This window comes from Pseudoflavonifractor sp. 60, assembly GCF_009911645.1.
Lineage (GTDB): Bacteria > Bacillota > Clostridia > Oscillospirales > Oscillospiraceae > Lawsonibacter.
Genome location: NZ_QWKI01000113.1, coordinates 1 through 19,753, shown reverse-complemented (window position 1 = coordinate 19,753; position 19,753 = coordinate 1). Strand labels below are relative to the sequence as shown.

Below are 19,753 nucleotides of genomic sequence, written 5' to 3'. Positions count from 1 at the left end.
ATACCCCGTTGCGAGACTTAAAAGGGGGGAGGTGGTTGCTGATGGGAAACGATGTTCGGAAGTTTATCTTTCGTGTCGTGGTGTGTTTGGGCATTGTCATTATGATTTTGCTTCTCACCGCCCCAAAAGCGTGTTAGCCGCCCGGTCCCTACCCGAGCGGCTAACGGTTTAATCCGTTTGTTGCATTAGGGCTGACCGTCAAAGTAACAGCGCCCTTCTGTACTTATTATACCCCCCCGCCCCCGTTTTGTCAACGATGAAACGGAGGCGGTTTTTGTCAGATATTCCCGCCGGCCTTGCCCGCCTGGAGCTCTACATCGACGCCCTTATGAACGGCAGAGGGAATTATTGGACCCCGAGTTTTTGCTTCAAGCCCTCTTGAAGGACCTGGGAGAAGTTGATTCCAGCCTGCTCCGCCTGAGCGTTGAGCCAGCTGGGAATCGTCAGAGTTTTTTTCATCGTGGTCTTTTGAGCTTTCCCCCGGATGACAGGCATATAAACCTCCACCATAACGGGGATATCTCCCTCTCCCAGACTTAACGCATGAATATCCGACGGCTCCGGGATGGTTTCGCCGCAGTCCTCAGAATCGAAAAGATAAAGGCCAAGAGCTTCCTGCGCTCTCAAGAAGGCTGTATTGGTATCGTGGGCGCAGGTCAGACAACCGGGCAGATCGGGGAATGATACAGATATCCCATCCTCGGCATAGTTGAAAATGGCAGGAAAAAAATAACGGTCTTTCACTGTAAAACCTCCATTCAAGGGAAAATAATCCCGGATTGTTTAGAAATGCTTTTTAGTATATTCTTTGTCATATCCTTTTCCGGGTGTACGACCGTGACTTTCCCCGGCTTGGTATCGTGCTTGAACTGATGGTGGTCCCCTACGCAGGAGACTTCAAACCACCCGTCCGCTTTCAGCATTTGGATCACCTCTCTGGAAGAATAGCTTTTCACCTCACCACCCCTTTTACCCTACAAAAAATTATAGCACGTGCTCCAACACGTGTCAATCAAAAGGAGGCGATGCCCTTGACCGACCGGGAACGCTGGGCGGCCTACTTAACCGCTCTGGAGGGTCCATTTCTCAAGCTGGCGCGGCTGGACTTTCTTCAGCCGGACGGCTCTCTGGCTTTTTCCATCGACAACAACCCCAAAAACCGCCGGGCGGGGGCCTTCCTCCAGGAGGGGGAACTGACTGTCAACCTCCAGAACGGCCAGCGCAGGCAGGCCACGGTCACCCTCTCCAACCTGGATGGAGCTTATGACTTTAATGTCAACAAGGTCTGGTTCGGGCAGCAGATACGCCTGATGGAGGGGCTGATCCTGCCGGACGGCACCGACTACTACCTCCCTCAGGGCGTGTTCTATGTCAGGGACCCGGAGGAAACCCTTGAACCCGGGCGGAAGTCTGCCCGGTACAATCTGGTGGACAAGTGGGCGTACCTGGATGGGACTTTGTTCGGAAATCTGGAGGGCGTCTATCAAATCAATCAGGGAGAAAACCTGTTCACCGCGGTTGCCACCCTGCTTCAGAAGGACCGGGGCAACGGACAGCCGGTGGACCACCTCCCCCCGGTCTTCACAACCTACTACAACAACCGCACCGTAAACCTCCCGGATGGAACCCCTGCCTCCTGGCTTACCGCCCCCTACACCTACCGCTGCGACAGCGAGAACGGCACCTATGCGGAGGTGTTTTTGGAAGTAAACAAAATGCTGGTGGGCTGGATGGGGTACGACCAGACCGGGCACTTCCGGATTGACGCGGCCTATGAGGACATCCTGGACAGGGACAAGCCGGTACAATATGAGTTTTCCCCAGAGCGGATCACCTTCCTGGGGGCAACCTACACCGCCAAAAACACCGAAGTATATAATGATATCATTGTTCGCGGGACCGCTCTGGACGAGAACAGACCCATCCCCAAGGGTCGGGCCGTCAACCTGGACCCCCGGAGCGACACCAACGTCAACATCCTGGGATACCGCACCCGGCGCATGACCGATACCGCCTATTACGCCGACGCTCAGTGTCAGGAGTTGGCGGAGTTCCACCTGAAGCGGAACACGGTCCTCCAGAAGTCCGTCACGGTACAGACCTCTCAGCTGTTCCACCTGGTTGAGAACAACTTGGTGACCATCCGGCGGACAGACAAGCCGGGAGAGCCTGTGGAGCGCCATCTGCTGACCGGTTTCTCCCGCCCCCTGGGGCAGACTGGAGCAATGCAGCTCAACTGTACTTCGGTCAATGACTTTCCGCTGGCAACCGCGGCAGGAGTGCCCGGAGTTTAACAAAATAAAATATCGCCGCCGGAATTGGCCGGACGGTAAGAGCCAATCGGGGCTGAACGCATGGGGAAACCCTTGCGCTCAGCCCCTTGTTTTTATTTTTGAAAGGAGAGACACAAATGGCAGCAGAAGAAATTGTAAGACTGAAAGTGGGGATCACCAGGGCGACAGAGGCCCAAATATCCCGATTGGAACGCTTGGACAGGGTGCTGGCGGCCTTGCGGCAGCAAAGCACCGTAAATATCAATGTGAACGGCTTGTCTCAAGGGATGAATCAAGTGAGCGGCGCCGCTCAGAACGCCTCAAATGCTCTGCGGGATGCCGCCAATCAGCAGAGGAATATGCGGGATACCACCGAGGATATGACCCGTACCCAATTGCGGTATAACCTGCTTTGGGACCGTTTGGCAGGCATGACCATCCGTGCTTTTACTGGAAACCTCCGGGACGCACTGGCTGAGCTGAAAAAGATGAATGCGGAACTGGTGGCCGTCCAGAAGGTCACCAAAGCCACCAACGCCGATATGGAGCGCATGAAAAACAGTGCCTTTGAGGTCTCCGGGGCATTGGGCTCCACCCCCTCTGACTACCTGGCCTCTGTCACCAAATGGGCGCAGGCGGGCTATAATGCTCTCTCCGAGGACCTGGGCGAGCTGTCCGCAAAAACTCAGGTGGTAGGCAATGTAAACGAGGAAACCGCCAATAAATTCCTGCTGGCCGTGGATGCCGCCTACAAGTACAAGGGCAATATCGACTCGCTCACCCGAGTACTGGACGGAGCCAACGAAATCGGCAACCAGTTCGCCACTTCTGTGGAGAAGATGGCGGGGGGCATGGGCATTGTTTCTTCTCTGGCTGCCCAAGCCGGAATGAAGGTGGAAGAGACGGTGGCCGCCATTGGCACTATCACCGCAGTGACTCAGGAGAGCGGAAACAGCGCCGCCCGTGCCCTGCGTGCGCTTATTCTGAACATCCAGGGCAGCACCGAGATTGAGATTGACGCCGAGACCGGAGAGCGGTGGACAGAGGACGAAATCCAACGCACCGCCGCCGCTCTGGACAAGTTAAATGTCGCCACACGAGAATACAAGGACGGTGTGGTGGCGCTCCGGAATCCCATGGAAGTCATTGCGGAGATGTCGGAAAAGTACCGTCAGGGACTTATTACGGAGGCGCAGCTTCAGGAGGTGGTCGCCTCCCTGGGCGGCAAGGTGCGTTCTAACCAGCTGATGGCGCTGATCTCCAACTACGAAATGTATAACGATATGCTGGAGACCTACCGGGACAGCGTGGGCAGCGCCGACCGGGAACTGGATATTTACCTCAATGGCTGGGAGGCTAAGAGCAACCGTCTCACCGCCCAGTGGGCGCAGTTCGTCGAGGGTTTCCAGGCCAGCGACATCTCTATGGGCCTGTTGGATGTGGGCAACGGTCTGCTGGAAATTGCCAACACTGACTTGGACAGCGCCGTAGCGCAGGTCACCGCCCTTACCGCAGCGATAATCTTGCTCAACGCAGCCGGAAAAACATTTTCTGCTACCTCTATGGGCCAGGCTATCACGGGGGCCTTTTCGGGGTTGACAGGGCTGATCGGGAGGATGAGCGCCGCGGGGTCCGTCGCTGCGGGGGCTGCTGTGGGTATCAAGGGGCTGGCTGGTGCTCTGTATGCCGCCCTGGGGCCTATCGGATTTATTGCAGTCGGACTGACGGCAGTGATAACAATCCTCGATCTGCTCACTGTCTCTATCGAGGAACAGGCTCAGGCTACGGCGGACGCAGTGTCGGCGTACGAGAAGGAACAAGCTGCTCTGGAGGGCTTGGAAAGCCAGCTGAAAACAATCCAGGACAGGATCGAAGAACTGAACAGCAGAGGAGACAGCCTGACTGTGGTGGAACGGGAGGAGCTGGACCGGCTGAAAAAAGAAAATGAGGAACTGGAGTGGCAGATCGTCCTCCAGAAAGATCTGGCTGAGGCCAAAAAACGGGCGGCGCAGGAGGAGACCAACAAGTCTCTTAACAAGGGATACACCGGGGCAAACTACAACTATCAGCCCTGGAGAGACAGTGCGACCAGCTCTCCAGCCCTCAGCCAGGAGAGTATCGAATACGACTTGGGGCGGCTGTCCGGATTCGAGAAACAGGCTCAATATCTGGAGGGACTGCTGGATAATCTGACAGAGAAGAAAAACCAATTCCTCTCCGCACACGGGGACGGGAGCTGGAGCGACGAAGAAGCCCGGTCCATTAAGGCCATTGAGGAAGAATTTCAAGCCGCAAAGGATGTATCGGCCGGGTTCTACAAGGAGTTGTATGACCTCGTGGACAACCTGCCAGAGGGCCCGGACAAGGACAAATGGATGGGATTGCTGGAGACCCTCCGGGAGGCCATGTATCCGGCCAAGGCCCTGACCGACCAGCTCAATGAACTGGTTGGAGAGATGGACGAGGCGGAGCAGAGCCGCTTTGCCGAGGCTTTGAAACAAATCCAGGCGGACGGCAGCGTCACCACGCAGGAGGTGCAGACGCTGATCGACAAGTTTCCTGTACTGAAAACGCTGCTGGAGGGGAATGCGGGGGCTCTGGATATCCTGGCCCAGTACTTCACCGAGAGCGCAGCGGCCGCCCAGGAAGCGGAAGCTGGAATAGACGGCGTAGGCGGCGCTGCCCAGGACTCACAGAAGGCCATGGAGGATTTGGCTCAAGTCCTGAACGATTGTGCCGCCGGTGCTCAAACACTGTCGGACGCCCAGAGTGAGCTGAAGCAGAACGGTGCTCTGTCTGCAAATACCCTCATTTCCTTGCTGGGAAAGTATGACGACGCCCTGGACGAAGTGGTCCTGAAAGCAATGGCCGGCCTCGCAACCCAGGAGGAGATCAGCCAAGCGCTCCAAAACGCATATGAGGCTGAGGTGAACACCTACAAGAAGGCGCTGCTGGAGAAGGAGATGGGCAATGAGGATTTCTATTCCTCCTGGCTGGACGGTAACGCCGGCACGGTAAAAAAGTTGGCGGACCAGTACGGGGTTGACGCAAGGTGGTACAAGACTTTCGCCGAGCTGAAAACCGCCATTGCGGAAAATGCACAGAACCAGCAGGTCCAGGCGGCAGAAAACGGAAAGAATCAGCAGATAAATATATTCAAAAAGATTCAAGCCGCTTTTTCCAACGCGCAGGATGCCATGTTAACAAAGGCCCAGCAGACTGCGGGGGCCATTTCAGGAATGTATTCCGCCCTGTCCGGAATTTTTGGCGGTGCGGTGTCCGCCCTGTCATCCTCTAAGTTCATGGGGGCCGTCCAGGGCGCGGTCACTGACGCGGTGAATGAGGTCCGGGCAAAACAGGCAGAACAGGCCATGCAGGATGTTCTGGACTCCTTCCAGGTCAGCCTCAACAAGTCCTCCAAATCTTCCAGCTCAAAGAGCGGCGGGTCGGCCAAGGACTGGTATGAGACCCAGATTGAGGCGCTGAAGAAGCTGGAGGAGATCACCAAACGCACCAACCAGGTACTGGAGCGCTCCGACAGCGACACCGCCGGCCAGCGGGTTAAAAATCTCCAGGGGATGCAGGAGAAGATTCTTGCCGCGCAGAAGGATTTTATCCGCCAGGGAAAAGATGCCGCTTCCGACGAGGTAAACCAACTCAAAATTCTATATCGGGGCCTGGCAGATGACATTGAGAGTATTTACAAGGACCTCAACGACAAACTCCTGGCCCGGCATGACCGCCTGGAAAAGGACTTTGAACTGCTGGGCAAAAAGGACCGAACCCTGGAGCAGATTGCCGCAGATGACAAAGCGATGGTAGAGCAATACCGGCAGATGCAGCAGGAGGTCCATGAACTGGCCGACCGCTATCGCGCCCAGGGCGTGCGGGAGAATGAGGACTTTATGCGGGAGCTGGGGGACGCCTGGTGGGACTACCAGGAGAAAATGGCCCGTGTCTTCGACAACCTCAAGGACCACTTTGACGATTATATCAACGAAAGCGCGCATAAAATCGAAGAGCTGGGCCGCACCACCGGCACAGTGGCCCAGCGCATTGAGATCTACGCCCAGCGCATTGCCCAGGCGCAGGCCGCCATGAACATCCTTCAGGCCAACAATGTCAACGGCTCCAACGACGCCAGTATTCGAGACATTCAGGAGCAGGTCTGGAGCGACAAGGACGCCATTCGGGACATTCAGGACAATCTCTGGAAAGAGCTGGAAGACGCCTTTGACGATATTTTCGACAAGGCGAAGGACGGCATTGATGCTGTTCAGGATGAAATCGACGGCATCGAGGACCAGATGGACCGTATCAACGATATTCTGGAGCAGTATGACAAGGAGCTTGAGGGCATTTTAAAGCCCATCAACGCAGTTCTCAAGGAACTGAACGCCCAGCTGGAGGCGGAGAAAAAGCGGCTGGAAGCTCTGACGGCCCCCCTGGAGGAGCGCCGGGAAACCCTCTCCAACCAGATCAACGGCTATTACACCGTCAATCCCGATGGCACGATTAAAACCTACATCCCCGGTCTGGATGACCAAATAGACGAAATCCAGGACCAGCTGGACGACCTTAACGAGGAATACGGCCAGATCAAGGACGCTTGGGACGAACAGAAGAAGCTGGAGCAGGAGGCACTGGAGCTTCAGAAGAAAGAGCTGGCTGTGGAGGAGGCGCAGAAGAAGGTCCAGGACGCGCTCCTGGCCCTCCAGACCGCCCGAAATGAGCGGACAATCTACACACTCAAGGATGGCGTGTGGGCCTGGAGAGCCGATGAGGAGGCCGTGGCAAAGGCGGAAAAGGCCCTCGCTGAGGCGGAAAAAGCCAAGGAGGAGGCCGAAAAGGACCTCCAGGACTACAAGGAGGAGCAGGCCCATAACCTCATTCTCAAGCGGCTGGAGGAGCAGATCAAGGCCCTGGAGGAACAAAAAAAGCTCTTGGATAAGCAGAAAGACCTTATCAACAAGGAGATCGACGCCATCAATAAGCAGATTTCCGCCTTTGAGAAGGAGAGCAAGGCCAGGCAGGACCACCTCCAGAACCTGATTGACCAGAACGAACGGGAAAAAGAGGCCTGGGAGGACCACTACGAAGCCCTTAAAGAACAGTATAACCAGCAGCTGGACGCCCTGGAGGCAGAGAAAAAGGCCGCTGAGGCGCGCAAGAAACAGGCTCAGCAGGAATATGACGACTGGATGGACCGGTGGGACGATATCCGGAAGAGTATTGAAGCGCCCGCCCGGGACCTGAGCGACATTCTCAACGATATCGCCCGGTATGGCACCCCCGCCATGGCCACGCAGGTGGACCGGGTGACTGAGCTGCTCCGAGAGCTGGGGTATGTGCTGGACGATGTAACCGCCGGCAGCGGGTACGACCCGGACGACAGCTGGGGCAACGGTGGCTCCGGGATGACCCGACGGGAAATTATTGACCAGATGCTGGCCAATGGTCAAGCCTATGCCAATGCCTCCCCCGCTGAACAGGCCAGGCTCTATGAGGAAAACCAGCGGCTGGGGGCGCTTATCGGGGCCCACTACGAAAACGGTCAGTGGGATATCTTTGACTACGGCCCCCATGGCGCGACAGTCAAGCCGGGGGTCTATGACGACGACTGGAATAGCGGCTACCGTTCCGGCGTCCGGTCCATGTCTCTGGAAGATCTGGAGAACGATGGGTGGGACACCTACGCCGCGCAGAATGGTATTTACTCTACCACCCGGAGCTATGAGACATCCTACAATACGACTGGTGGGACCGCCACCACCAGCTCTGTCGACGACCATTCTATCACCATGAACGGCGTCACCATCGGCAGCAGCATGGTACACAGACCGCTGTCTGAAACTCTTCAGCTCGTTGGTCTGCACATGGGCACCTGACGCACCGGCATTCCCGGCGGCTAAACCAGGGGCTCTATCCCAGAATGCAGCGAGAACGAAACGGGCAGGGGAAGCCGGTGTCCAACTTGGACACCCCGCATAATAAAACGCACGGCGCTTCATCGCTCCGTGCGTTTTTCACTCGTTTCAGACCGGCGCCTGCTCCACCGGCTCCGGCCGGCCAAAGGCAATATTCATCACCTGGTTGGCGTTGCGGACTGGCAGGGTATCCGGCGCTACCAGGGAGGCATAGCGCTCAGTGGTCTGGATACTGGTGTGGCCCAGCAGCGTCTGCACTTCCCGCATATTCATGCCGGACGACACCAGCCAGGACGCCATAGCGTGGCGCAGGTCGTGGGGGGAGATATCTGTCCGGCCCGTCATCCCCTCAATGAAATCGCCGATGTTGTACTCCACGGTCCGCTTGGTCAGCTTTTTGAAGCCCCCCTTCTTCAGCGTCCCCACAAACAGGGGCATTCCCTCCGGGCAGCCTTTTCGCAGGCGCTCCATGTACGTCCGTACCGCCTCTTGGGCGATTTCGTGGAACGGGACCACCCGCCACTTGTCCCCCTTGCCGTGGCGGACTGTGGCTCTCCCCTGCTCCCAGTCCAGGTCCTCCGGAGTCAGCGCCATCAGCTCCGACAAGCGCAGCCCTGAGGTCAGAAGCAACAAAGACATGGCCCGTGCCCGCAGGTACACACGCCCGGTCATAAGCTCTGGGCGCTCATCCCGAAGAATCCGCTGAATATCCGCGTCCGTCAGGAGACTGTCATAGGGCTTGTACTTCTCTCTGCCAATCAAGTGGCGGCTTACCGGATTCGCCCCCTCCCACAAATCCATCTCCGCCATAAAAGTGAAGGCCGTGGAAACCTGCCGCATATACTGGGCGATACTGTTGGGGGCCATCCCGTACAGGGAGCGGCGGAAGCCCAGGATCATCTTCTTGGTGATCTCCTGCCCGGGGTGTTCCTTAGACATGTACTCCACAAACAGCCCCAGTGTGCAGTCCTTCAGCGCCTGGGTCGCCGGGGACAGCGTCAAACAGTAGCTCTTATACGCCGGAAGCGCGGCGGTGAATTGCTCAATCGTGGGCATAATCTTCTCCTTTACTTTTCCATTGCGGCCTGGAGGCCGCCCCTACTGGGCGGGGGATCATCGCCGGGAGACGCGCCGCCGTCTTGTCGTTGTACTGCCAGACCGGCGCCGCCTCAAGAAATCACATAGTCCTGGTGGATGGCGCGGAACATCTTCCAATAGTTCACCCCAAACAGAGCGCACACATCGGCGATATCCCTTTGGCGGATGATCTTGACCTTTTCCATGCGGCGGCCGAGAAGCCGTTCCTCCGTGTAGGCCTTGAAGCGCTCCAGAATCAACTTGCACAGCTTGAACTTGATGTTTTTCATTTTCAAAATGAATTTTTTCAAAAAAAAGACTTGACTATTGGGAAAAAGCTGGTATAATACATGATGTTGTACAGGCAGTCCAAAACAACAGCATGACAGATGCAGTAGTATCGAAGTGGTCATAACGAGCACGACTGGAAATCGTGTAGCCTGATAAGGGCTCGAGGGTTCGAATCCCTCCTACTGCGCCAAGATAAGTTGACAAGTTTCGACAAGAAATTTGTCAACTTTCTTTTTATATACATTTGTAATTCCCTGGCACCGCAGTGATTTTACTGTGGCATTTTTGTTTTTTGAGGTAAATCATGATGGATTCGTTACGTAAGAGTCAAGTAATTCAAAGATGGCCTGCGAAAGGGTTTCCAAGGGGGTACCTCTAAAATGGCCCAACGCAGGTGCTATGGCTATGACATTGGGCTGAACGGCCAAGTAACAATCAATCCCGATGAAGCCACTGTTGTCCGCTGGATTTTCGAACGTTACCTCCATGGCGACAGTTTGGGAAAAATCGCATCTGCCTTGGAAGCAAAAACATCCGCTCCCCCACTGGCAAGTCCAAATGGAACCGGGAGGCACTCAACAAACTGCTGTCCAATGAAAAATACACAGGATGGGTACTGCTCCAGAAAACGGTCAGCGCTGGTGTAGCTCAAATAAAAAACAATGGCCTCATAAATCAGTATCTTTACGCCGACATCCATGAGGCTATTATTTCTGATGAGATGTTCATGGCGGTACAACAGGAAAAATTCAGCCGTTCTAGATAGCGTCTACATGAGTTAAGCATGAATAGCAACCAAAATAGCGATACAGCGAACGTACACTGCAGCTATAAAAGCATCCGAGGTCTTGGCGTAGCGAGTGGCAATACCTCTCCAGCGTTTCAGAGATAGAAAGCAGTTTTCTACCAGGTGACGTAGTTTATAGAGTTATTGAGATATTTATTATAGTCACGTTGTTCTTTCCCGTTCTTCTTCGGTGGAATCACGGGTTCCATCTCCGCTGAAACCGCATGGGACAGAATATCGTTTGTGTCATAACCCCGGTCTGCCAGTAGGGTTTGTGCGGAAATACCTTCTATCAGGTGGACAGCTTCTTTACAATCCGCTCGGCTTCCTTCTGTAACAAGGATTCGGACAGGCATACCATTCGCATCCACAGCCAGATGTATTTTGGTGTTGAGCCCCCTTTTGTTCTGGACATAGCCTGATTGCCGCCCTTAGCTTCTGCTGCTTGGGGATGTACTTTAATATGGCTGGCGTCGATCATCAGCCATTCATAATCTAGATCATCAATCAGAATTTCCAGAAGTTTTCCCAAACATCTTTTCTGCGCCAACGGATGAACCTCTGATGAACGCTGCCCCACTTCCCGTAATCGGGAGACAAGTTACGCCAGGGTGCTCCGGTTTTTGCAATACTCAAAACACCACATTGATAAAACGACGGTTATCCTGGGCGATTCCTCCCTACTGAACTCGTTGTTCTAGTAAATGGGGTTCAAGCAACGCCCACACTTTATCGTTTATGTCATGTCTGTGATAGGTAGCATCCATCTTTCTCTCCCCTGTCCTCATAAGTTGTTGCTATTCTATCACAATCCCTTCCCCTTGTGTAGACACTATCTAGCTAGAGAGAAAAGAAAGACAGAGTGATACCCCGTAAAAACGAAGTAATACCTTTTTCTTTTGACTTTGTGTCTGGACATTCCCCAAGAGCTTCTATGACTTGCATTTATTGTCGAATTATGATATAATAATTTAAATCATCGATTGCTTAAAGTTCCATGAAGCTAAATATAGACAAATACTGATTGAACAAGGTGTATAATATGTCGTTCAATGGGATTATCCAAAAAATATATAACAAATTTTTCTTTCATCCAGTATATAGTGTACAGGATGTTTTTGGATGCACAGAACAACTTCCACACAATTGTCCAACCTTTGTAGAACGTGGAATACATGAGAGATTTTTGAATGAGTTAGCAAGCAATAATATTATAGTAGTATATGGGGAATCACGACAAGGAAAAACTTGGACAATCGATCGTTATTGTCCGTTACAAATGCGCATTGGCTGTACGTTATCAATAGATATAACCAACGATTTACATAATTAAAGAGTGTAAATGCTCACTTTTACAAAGAATTGTAGATGAATTGCTCGAATCTTAATATCTCTTGGGTATAAATATCATTTTTATTTGTTTTAATCCAAAAATATTTTTATAAATCGGAGTATCGAAAGTGTTCGGCACTGCCAACCCGTGTCGCCAAAAAAGATGCAGGCGAAAAACACCACATGGAAATGTGGTGTTTTTCATATTTTTAGCGGAAATTGCCGAAAAGACAGATGCTTTCTTATCATGCCCTATTGCAACACAACATGTATGAACATCTTTCTGAAACAATTATCCGAGCAATATCCGGATGATGTGATTTTGCTTTGCTGCGACAGCGCCGCATGGCACAAGTCTGGCGGATTGAATTTGCCGGATAATATTGTCTTTTTCTATATCCCACCATATACGCCTGAGAAGTGACTGAGCAAAGCTACGGAAATCAATTTTGCAAAAGCGGATCAAAAGAGTTAAAATAGAAAGTATGGAAAAGCAGAAAATTGTAGAACACTTCGAGGAAGTAGAAACAAGCTGGGAATACAATGGATATTAAGGGGGTCTCTGCTCGGTTCAGGCGAAAGCAGTGCTTTTTCGCTAAAAGGCTATAAAAAACGATGTTTTCTTTGGCCTGTCCCCAATGTTGAGAAATAATGAAATTCCACGATTCCCCATACGAATACGGGAGTTTTGACGAACAAAAAAGGGCCGCGGCCTTTCTTTGCTGGCATAATATTTTTAATTGGACATAGTGTTTTTGCTTGGCGCCATCCTCCTATCGCAGATGGGAAGATGGTAGCAAAAACTTCTCCCGGAAATCTCCTATTATTCTCCTATCGTTCGCAAGTTTTGCCGGAATATGCCGTAAAACGGTAGCCCATACGGTAAACAGTCTGAATATAGCGGGGTTGGCGCGGATTCGACTCGATTTATTTTCGCAGTTCATGGACGGCACGGTCTATAGGCTGGGTGTACTCCATCCCCCAGGCATTTTCACATATTTGTCTGGCAGTCAGTACGATGTTAGGATTTCGCATAAAGTAAAGCAGTAAGAAAAATTCCTGGTGGCGCAGATTAACAGGCTGTCCGGTTTCCGCGTGGGCCGGGTCGTTATAGTGGTTGTATTCGGTATATCGCCGAATTTGGGCGTAGGTATGATTCAATCACTGAAAAGGGGAGCCCCGAAATGCACATATCTGCGCCGAGTTGGATCATATTGCTCACATCTTGATTTGGGATTCTGGATAGGACAATAAAAGGCACAAAACTGATGCATCGAATATATGTCGGCTTGTTGGGTATTACGAAGATAGTCCATACCGATAATCAATAGGTGAAATACCCGTTGTTCAAGTAAGTGGCTTGCCTCTCGCGTGGTTGCAGATGCGGTGAAATTCAAATCATACTGGATAATCAGGGTTTGTAGGGCCGCAATCAACTTGTCAGACAGTCCTACGGTCAACCACTGTATGTTATGTCAAATGTCTTCCTTCTTTCCGAAATATGTCGCAATTTGAGTCACATCTTCGACATAATTCGAATTGAAATGTATCGAAAAGCGGGGCGAAAGCTCCACCCCGCTTTTCGATGATTACCTAATTGGTAATACTGCCTGCACAATAAAACGCTGATTGTGCAAGCCAGTACAGGTCGATAATGCCAATACCCTTGCTGCATCCTCCAACTCTATGTCAATCTGATAGAGTGATTCCGCCGCAGCTTGATATAGTCTATCAGGCTGTTGTTATCCTCGAACTCCAACTGATCAGCATTACCATCTGCCTCTACCCGCCGTACTAAAAAATGGGCTGATATATACAGCATCCGATGTAGCTACGGTCAGTGTTTTGTGAGCCAAAAAGTAATCCTGCGATTCATATTGTTTTAACAGGCCGAATATTTTCCCGCCCGCTCCATGATGTCCATAAACAATCAGGTGAACGCTGTCCTCGTTGGTGCAGTAGTCCAGAAATAAGCTGCCTAAGATTAGGCTATAGAAACATTGAAATATTTTACTCTTTTTCACGCTTCTTTTGCCCAAAAAATCGGTATAATGTCATCGTCACCAGCGCAATTCCTGAAAGTAGTGTGCCCACAATCAAAAGCTGTGTATGATCGCCTGTTTGCGGGATATTTGGGTTGCCTGTTGAGATGCCTTCACTGCCGGGAGATTCTGGAGTAACAGATTCGCCGGGTGTGCTTGGTTCGCTGGGGGTGCCCGGTTCGCCGGGGGTGCCCGGTTTACCGGGAGTGCCCGGTTCGCTGGGAGTGCCCGGTTCGCTGGGAGTGCCCGGTTCGCTGGGAGTACCCGGTTCGCTGGGGGTGCCCGGTTTACCGGGAGTACCCGGTTCGCTGGGGGTGCCCGGTTTGCCGGGAGTACCCGGTTCGCTGGGGGTGCCCGGTTCGCTGGGGGTACCCGGTTCGCTGGGTGTACCCGGTTCGCCGGGAGTACCCGGCTCGCCGGGAGTGCCAGGGTCAATGGGTTGATCTGGATTTACAGGCGGCACTTTGGGGGTATTTGTGATTGTCACAGCAGGATTTTGTTCACTGGCCTCATAGACCGCAGCATCCAAATTATAATTGGATGGCGCTGCCGTTTCTTTCAGCCAATAGCTTTGACCTTTGATCAGCCCCGAAAAAGTGACAGTTCCATCCTGTCCGCTAATACCTGTTTTAATCAATATCTGGCAAGCCGCGTCCGCATACAGCCCAATGGTTGCCCCGGCCAGAGGTGTTGTGCCTCCACTGATTACTTTATTGACAGTGAATGCCCACTGCCGCTCTTGCTCTGTGATACCTGTGGCCTGATAATCCGCTGTAAGCGTTACTGATGTGCCATCGGGCAATTTTACCTTTGGATCGTCATTAACCCAGGAGGGAACTTCCACGGTCATAATTCCGCCGCCAGGACACTGAACATAGTAGGTTGCTCCACGGCGCATCCCAGGGAATTTGACTGTTCCATCAGAGGAAACAGTTGCTTCATTTGCCGGGGTCGGATTAGGTTGACCAGTGGGGTCAGACGTGAAAATCTTCACTTTCTCGCCTGCCATCGGGATGCCGGATTCATTGACCAGCCGGAATACAATATCGGTTGTATGGGCCTCATTCGTCAATTCCAGTTTCAGCTCCGATTTTGCCGCGCCCGCTGTAATCAGCAGGCCGCCGTCCGTTTTACTTACACCGTTAGGGAGGGGATCGCTCCATCCAAAGGCGCTGCCGTATCCGGGAATACTTTCGGTTTCCACCAACTCATAAACCGCGCCGGGTTTTTACCTTAAACGACAGCTTTCCTTGGCTGTCGGTTTTCCCCTGGGCAAAAGGCAGGCCCCTTGTATTGCTGTCGCTGTCCCATTGGTATAACAGGAAGGACACGCCGGAAAGCGGGGCTTGCGTTTCACTGTCGGCCTTGACAATGGAAATGGCAGCTTTCCGGGCAGCTACGCCGCCGCCCCCTCCGCCTCCGCCGCCACCGACGGAGGCGCTGTTGTTTTTGTTGCCGCCCAGCAGAAGGTCGCCGCCATCAAAACGGACGTTGTTGCTGTAACCGCCCGCCTGATAATCCATAATATCCGCCGTATAGGTCAGCACATAGGCGTCCCGGCTATCGGCGCTGATAGGAAGCTGCACGGTAAAGCTGTTTGTATCTGGGTCAAAGCCGGTAACTTTCAGCGGCTGGCCGGTTCCGTCTTTTATATATCCGGGCTTTTGATCTTTACTCGCTGTTGTTCCTGTCAGGGTTGCCTTGTAGAAACGCAGCGTATCAGTGTCCAACTGGAGCCGTTTGTCCAGCGTATCCACAAGAGAAGGCTTTTCCGGGAGGGCAAGGTGGTATGGGTTAATCAACACCTCATACTGGATCAGCTCCTGCTTGCTGTCTGCCGTACTGCTTTTGACAAGACCGTGATTGGAAAAGTTCTGTTGAACGCGGTGAGAAACCTCCGCAAATTCAACTCCGTCCGCCTTTCCGTTCATGCAGATGGTGTTCTCCACCACGACTGGCTTATCACCGCCGAAGCCTAAAATCTCCGGGTCAACTCTGGTATCAAACGTGATGGTCGTCTTTCCTGTGACAGTACCCAAATTGATACTCATCGTTTGACCATTCACATTCGCTGATGCGCCTGAAATTTCCGGATCGGTGCTGAGGGAGTTCTCCACATAGGTCAAGCCGGTGGGCAGATCATCTGTTAAGACCACATCGGCCATAGACAGCCCCGCCGCATCCACCTCTACCGTCCATCTCATCGTACCGCTGGCATAGTCATAGACCGGCGCTTTCTTGGTCAAGACCGTGGCGCTGACATTTGCTGTGCTCTCGGCACTGGCGCTTCGCCCGGTGGTAGTCTGACTTCCGAGAATCATATCATTTGTTGAAATGGTGTTTTTGAACGCTGTTTTTGCTGTGTTGTTTGCAAAAATACAGGGGTCACATACTTTTGTGGTGTAGGTGAGGGTGATAGTTTTCGCGCCGATTTCTCCGACAGTGATCGTAAGTACCTGCTGACTGTATTGTAAATTTATAAGTGCCTGTTCATTGTCTGTTGGGGCGTTCCCATTGATTTTGACTGCAATAGCATTTGTACCGTTCACCAATTCCAGGCCGCTGGTATGTCCAACGGGACACTGAGGGCCAATGGCGCTCAAATCATCTGTAAACGTACCTCTTCGGAGATTGGCCTTGTGGGGATTTATTGTCACCATCCATTCAATCGTCCGATCATTTGCGTTATAACCATTGGTTGTCTTGACCAGCGTGGCCGTGCCGGGAGTTCCGCTGCCATCCCCGCTGCCAACGGGCGTTGTGGCCTTGGGTGTGGAATAGGGCGAACCGTTGTAAGCAAATGTAAACCATGCGATATTGCTGCCCAGGTTTGTGCCGTTGTCGTACATATCCTCCGGCACATGGCTCTGATAAGTGATGGCAACAGGCTGGCTATTCGTTATAATTGGGGAAATGGTAAAATCGTTATTTGTTCCGGCTGTCGCTGTTACGGCTGCTCCATCCACTTTCACCGAGCCATCCACCAATGTACTGCCATTAGGAAGTTGATCGTGAAGCGTCAAGCTGTTATCATTGGTAAACGTAAAGCCATTCGGCTGGAATGTAACTGTCCAATCAGTAGTAGAGCCCTTTCCGGGATTGCGGGTGGTGTGCCCCTCCTTTGTCAGCCATGTGGGTTGGGGAATAGCTACGGTCTTGCTGCTGCTGATGTTCAAGCTGTTGAACACGCCACCTTCACCGGCAAATAAATCTGCGGCATTCGTTACGCTCTTGCTACCCGTACCGCCCGGCAGGAGAAGATCGTCGTTGATAGAGGTCTGATAGGTAATCGACAACGGTTTTGCCGGTTGTCCTTGTGTAGCCTGACCTGCGTTGAATCTCGTGCCGCCGAATGTCAAGGTTGTATTGCCGCCGTCCGCTGGCGTTTCTACAACTACATACACATTCTCGCTGCCTTGAATTTGTTCACGGGAAGTATAGGCTGTAACCTTTTGACTGTCTATCGTTACGCTATTATTGACGTAGCTGTGCAAGGAGGTATTAATGGTGTCCCGCAGTTCAAAGGGGGTGTCAAGTGCCACAGGGTCATTTGGGGCGGGGTTCTGCCACGGGGTATAGTCGATTGTCCAAGTAATCGTTTTGTCCTTTAAGCTGCCGCCCTTGTTGATCTGCGCCTTTGCCGTTACCGGCTCGTTTTCCGCATAGCCGAAGTTGAGTTGTGTGTTGTTTTCAAACTTCATCGCGTAGAGGTTGCTGTTTCCGTCTATGGGGTTTTCTCCTGGAGGAACCGCTCCCGCCCGGGCACAGTTCAAATAAAAATAAGCATCCTGGAGTTCTCCATAATCCGATAAAATTGTGCCGCTTCCGTCCGCCTTTGCGTCAAATGTGACCCATGCGCTGCTGCCATCGGCATAGATTTTGCCAAATTCTACTGAACCCTTATCGGTTTCAATCGTCAAAGCCGGCCCGCTACTCAAATTAGGCAATACCAAATGGGGAGATACTTCCAGGTAATAGTTCGTTCCTGCTGTAATCTGTTCACACTGTCCTTCCGAAATTGCATATGTATAGCGCAGGATCAGCTTATCATCTCTTTTTAGCAAAGCATTGTCTGGAACTGCTGCACCTACTGACTGGCCATCGGCACCGGCATAATGGAGGGTTATGCTGCCAAATGTTACAATGCCGGAAAGCAGCGGCCCTCCGTCCGCGGCCCGCGTCAGGGCGGGGAGAAAGCCCGTCAACATAGACAAGCACAAAAGGAGTGCGGCAAGCCGTACTCCTGAATTGTGTTTGGATTTGGGTTTCCGTTGGAGTCGTTTGCCGCCCCGGCTGTGACGATGAAACATACCCATTTCATATTCTCCTTTTTGTCGAATCATTAAGACCGTCCCATTTTCTGCCTTTGCACCGCGAAAATGTTTTGTGTAATTTTCTCCTGATCGGCATCGGTCAGTTCCAGAAACCGGCATCCGTATACAAAACCATCTTTTCCCTTTTCAATGACGCGCATGACCTGGCTGAACATAGCAGATTCCGGCCTGTCCTCTAACAGCCTGACTTTCAGCAAAAACTTATCGCCGTCATAGTATCTGCACTCCGAGCTGATACAGGCTCCGCCTATGCTGATATTCAGCAGCTTGCACGGCCTTTCACCTATCGACAAACCGCTGAACATGGTTGCGGTGGCGTCAAGATTTGTGTCAAGGCGGAAAAAGGCGCGGTCGTTTCCAATCCGGCATACTGTCAATTCTGTGACGGAACATTTATTTTGCGGCAGAGGCGCGATCACGCCCTCCATGTAGACTGCCTTTCGATCCCGGTCGCTGTACCCGCGGATTCTAACAGGAAAGGGTTCCTCCTGAGAAATGTCAGCTTCCGAATATTGATGCAATTCCGCCTGATTCCCGTGCAGGCCCATCAGCTTTGCCACAAAAAGCATACGGCCATCCATAGCCGTTACCTCTACCCGCATCCCCGAATAGATTTCCAGCTCGTCCTCGTCATCTTCAATCTTTTGAGGCGGCGTGTCCGTTTTCCTTCCAAATAAATTGAATCGTTTCATATTGTCTCTCCCGAATTTATCTTTCAAATCTCTGCTTAAACTGTTCGTCAGCCCAGACGACTTGGTTGCGTCCACCTTTTTTGGCGTCGTACAGCATTGTATCAGCAATTTTCAGGTGAACGTCATAGGCGCTTCCCGTTTCGGGGATCACGGTAACGCCTCCTATGCTGACGGTGACCCATTGGGATACCTTCGGATTGTGCGGAATGTGTAAATCTTCTATAGCCTGCCGGATTTTTTGCAGATGTTCAAACATTTTTTCAGAGGATTCACCCATAGAGATCGCCACAAATTCTTCTCCTCCGTAACGGGCCACGAAGTCTGTGCTGCGTTTCAAATGGGAGGAAATTGTTTTTGCCACGGCGGCGATTACTTTGTCCCCGGCTGGGTGTCCAAATGTGTCGTTATACACTTTGAAATGGTCAATATCAAACATACAGACGGAAAAGGGGACGTGCAGTCGGGCCGCTTCGTGCCATTTCGTCAAGCTGTAACGGTCATATCTGCGGCGGTTTGCGACCTCGGTCAGCTGATCGGTCATAGACTGTTCTTCAATCTGCCTGCGGTATCGGTACAGCTTGACGTGGGTGTTCACTCTCGCTTTGACGATTAGGGGAATATATGGCTTTGTAATATAATCCACGGCCCCTAAAATAAGCCCGCGCTGTTCATTTTCCACATCCGAAAGGCTGGTGATCAAAATGACCGGGACGCTTTGAGTGATGATTTCCTCCTGCAACTTTTTCAGCAGTGTAAACCCATCCATTTCCGGCATCACGACATCCAGCAGAACGAGGGAAAAATCTTCATTACTCACTTTGCGCAGACCATCTTCTGCTGTCTGTGCAATGGTAACGTCATATTCGTCCTCTATGATTGCCTTCAGCTGAGTCGCTTGCAGCAGACTATCATCGACAATCAGTATTTTTTCCATAACTCCACTCCTTACTGTATTTGCTCAAACTATCCTCAAAACAACCTAATTTCCCTTATGTTGT

The 19,753-nt window shown here is 52.1% G+C and carries 12 protein-coding genes, 1 tRNA gene and 3 pseudogenes; 6 read left to right on the top strand and 10 right to left on the bottom strand.

The genetic code is table 11. From position 1 onward, the window contains the following. Positions 1–345: 345 nt before the first annotated feature. Positions 346–744: a type II toxin-antitoxin system HicB family antitoxin gene (locus D1646_RS12610; protein ID WP_160636797.1), complete on the bottom strand. Its 399-nt coding sequence runs from the start codon at positions 742–744 to the stop codon at positions 346–348. 14 nt (positions 745–758) lie between these two features. Continuing rightward, positions 759–956, bottom strand: coding sequence for a type II toxin-antitoxin system HicA family toxin (locus D1646_RS12605; RefSeq protein WP_160636796.1), 198 nt, complete (start codon positions 954–956; stop codon positions 759–761). Between the two features lie 75 nt (positions 957–1,031). Between D1646_RS12605 and D1646_RS12600 the strand changes: the two genes are divergently transcribed. Beyond that, entirely contained in the window at positions 1,032–2,294 is a 1,263-nt protein-coding gene (locus tag D1646_RS12600) for a hypothetical protein (RefSeq protein WP_160636795.1), read from the top strand. Positions 2,295–2,410: 116 nt separating this feature from the next. Then, complete coding sequence (locus D1646_RS12595; protein WP_160636794.1) at positions 2,411–8,161, top strand: phage tail tape measure protein; 5,751 nt, start codon at positions 2,411–2,413, stop codon at positions 8,159–8,161. Positions 8,162–8,308: 147 nt separating this feature from the next. On the opposite strand, the gene D1646_RS12590 is transcribed toward D1646_RS12595, so the two are convergent. Both D1646_RS12590 and D1646_RS12585 read right to left on the bottom strand, forming a co-directional pair. Next, positions 8,309–9,256 (bottom strand): tyrosine-type recombinase/integrase, encoded by a 948-nt coding sequence (locus D1646_RS12590; RefSeq protein ID WP_160636793.1) that lies wholly within the window; start codon positions 9,254–9,256, stop codon positions 8,309–8,311. A 113-nt stretch (positions 9,257–9,369) separates the two neighbouring features. After that, positions 9,370–9,573: a hypothetical protein gene (locus tag D1646_RS12585; RefSeq protein WP_160636792.1), complete on the bottom strand. Its 204-nt coding sequence runs from the start codon at positions 9,571–9,573 to the stop codon at positions 9,370–9,372. 95 nt (positions 9,574–9,668) lie between these two features. On the opposite strand from D1646_RS12585, the gene D1646_RS12580 reads away from it, so the two are divergent. From D1646_RS12580 to D1646_RS12575, 3 genes and pseudogenes are all read left to right on the top strand, one after another. Beyond that, positions 9,669–9,758, top strand: a tRNA-Ser gene (locus tag D1646_RS12580). A 190-nt stretch (positions 9,759–9,948) separates the two neighbouring features. Beyond that, positions 9,949–10,059: pseudogene (locus D1646_RS23975) on the top strand (hypothetical protein); the annotation flags it as partial. Beyond that, a complete protein-coding gene (locus D1646_RS12575; protein WP_243154160.1) occupies positions 10,032–10,334 on the top strand; it encodes a recombinase family protein in 303 nt (100 codons plus the stop codon). The pseudogene D1646_RS23975 and the gene D1646_RS12575, both read left to right, overlap by 28 nt. A gap of 12 nt (positions 10,335–10,346) precedes the next feature. On the opposite strand, the pseudogene D1646_RS12570 reads toward D1646_RS12575, so the two are convergent. Beyond that, positions 10,347–11,122, bottom strand: a pseudogene (locus D1646_RS12570) (IS5 family transposase). Between the two features lie 803 nt (positions 11,123–11,925). Here D1646_RS12570 and D1646_RS23315 point away from each other — a divergent pair. Next, positions 11,926–12,105: pseudogene (locus D1646_RS23315) on the top strand (IS630 family transposase); the annotation flags it as partial. A 509-nt stretch (positions 12,106–12,614) separates the two neighbouring features. Here the strand turns inward: D1646_RS23315 and D1646_RS23310 are convergent. The 5 genes from D1646_RS23310 to D1646_RS12545 form a co-directional block, all read right to left on the bottom strand. Then, positions 12,615–12,722, bottom strand: coding sequence for a hypothetical protein (locus D1646_RS23310; RefSeq protein WP_243154159.1), 108 nt, complete (start codon positions 12,720–12,722; stop codon positions 12,615–12,617). Between the two features lie 975 nt (positions 12,723–13,697). Next, the gene (locus D1646_RS23730; RefSeq protein ID WP_347565205.1) at positions 13,698–14,933 is read right to left on the bottom strand and encodes a SpaA isopeptide-forming pilin-related protein; all 1,236 of its coding nucleotides are present in this window, start codon (positions 14,931–14,933) and stop codon (positions 13,698–13,700) included. 4 nt (positions 14,934–14,937) lie between these two features. Further along, positions 14,938–18,072, bottom strand: a complete 3,135-nt coding sequence (locus D1646_RS12555; protein ID WP_160636791.1) for a hypothetical protein — start codon at positions 18,070–18,072, stop codon at positions 14,938–14,940. After that, positions 18,072–18,782, bottom strand: coding sequence for a PilZ domain-containing protein (locus D1646_RS12550; protein ID WP_243154157.1), 711 nt, complete (start codon positions 18,780–18,782; stop codon positions 18,072–18,074). The genes D1646_RS12555 and D1646_RS12550 overlap by 1 nt, the downstream gene beginning before the upstream one ends. Continuing rightward, the gene (locus D1646_RS12545) at positions 18,772–19,689 is read right to left on the bottom strand and encodes a diguanylate cyclase (RefSeq protein WP_160636790.1); all 918 of its coding nucleotides are present in this window, start codon (positions 19,687–19,689) and stop codon (positions 18,772–18,774) included. Before D1646_RS12545 ends, D1646_RS12550 begins: the two co-directional genes overlap by 11 nt. Between the last annotated feature and the right edge of the window lie 64 nt (positions 19,690–19,753).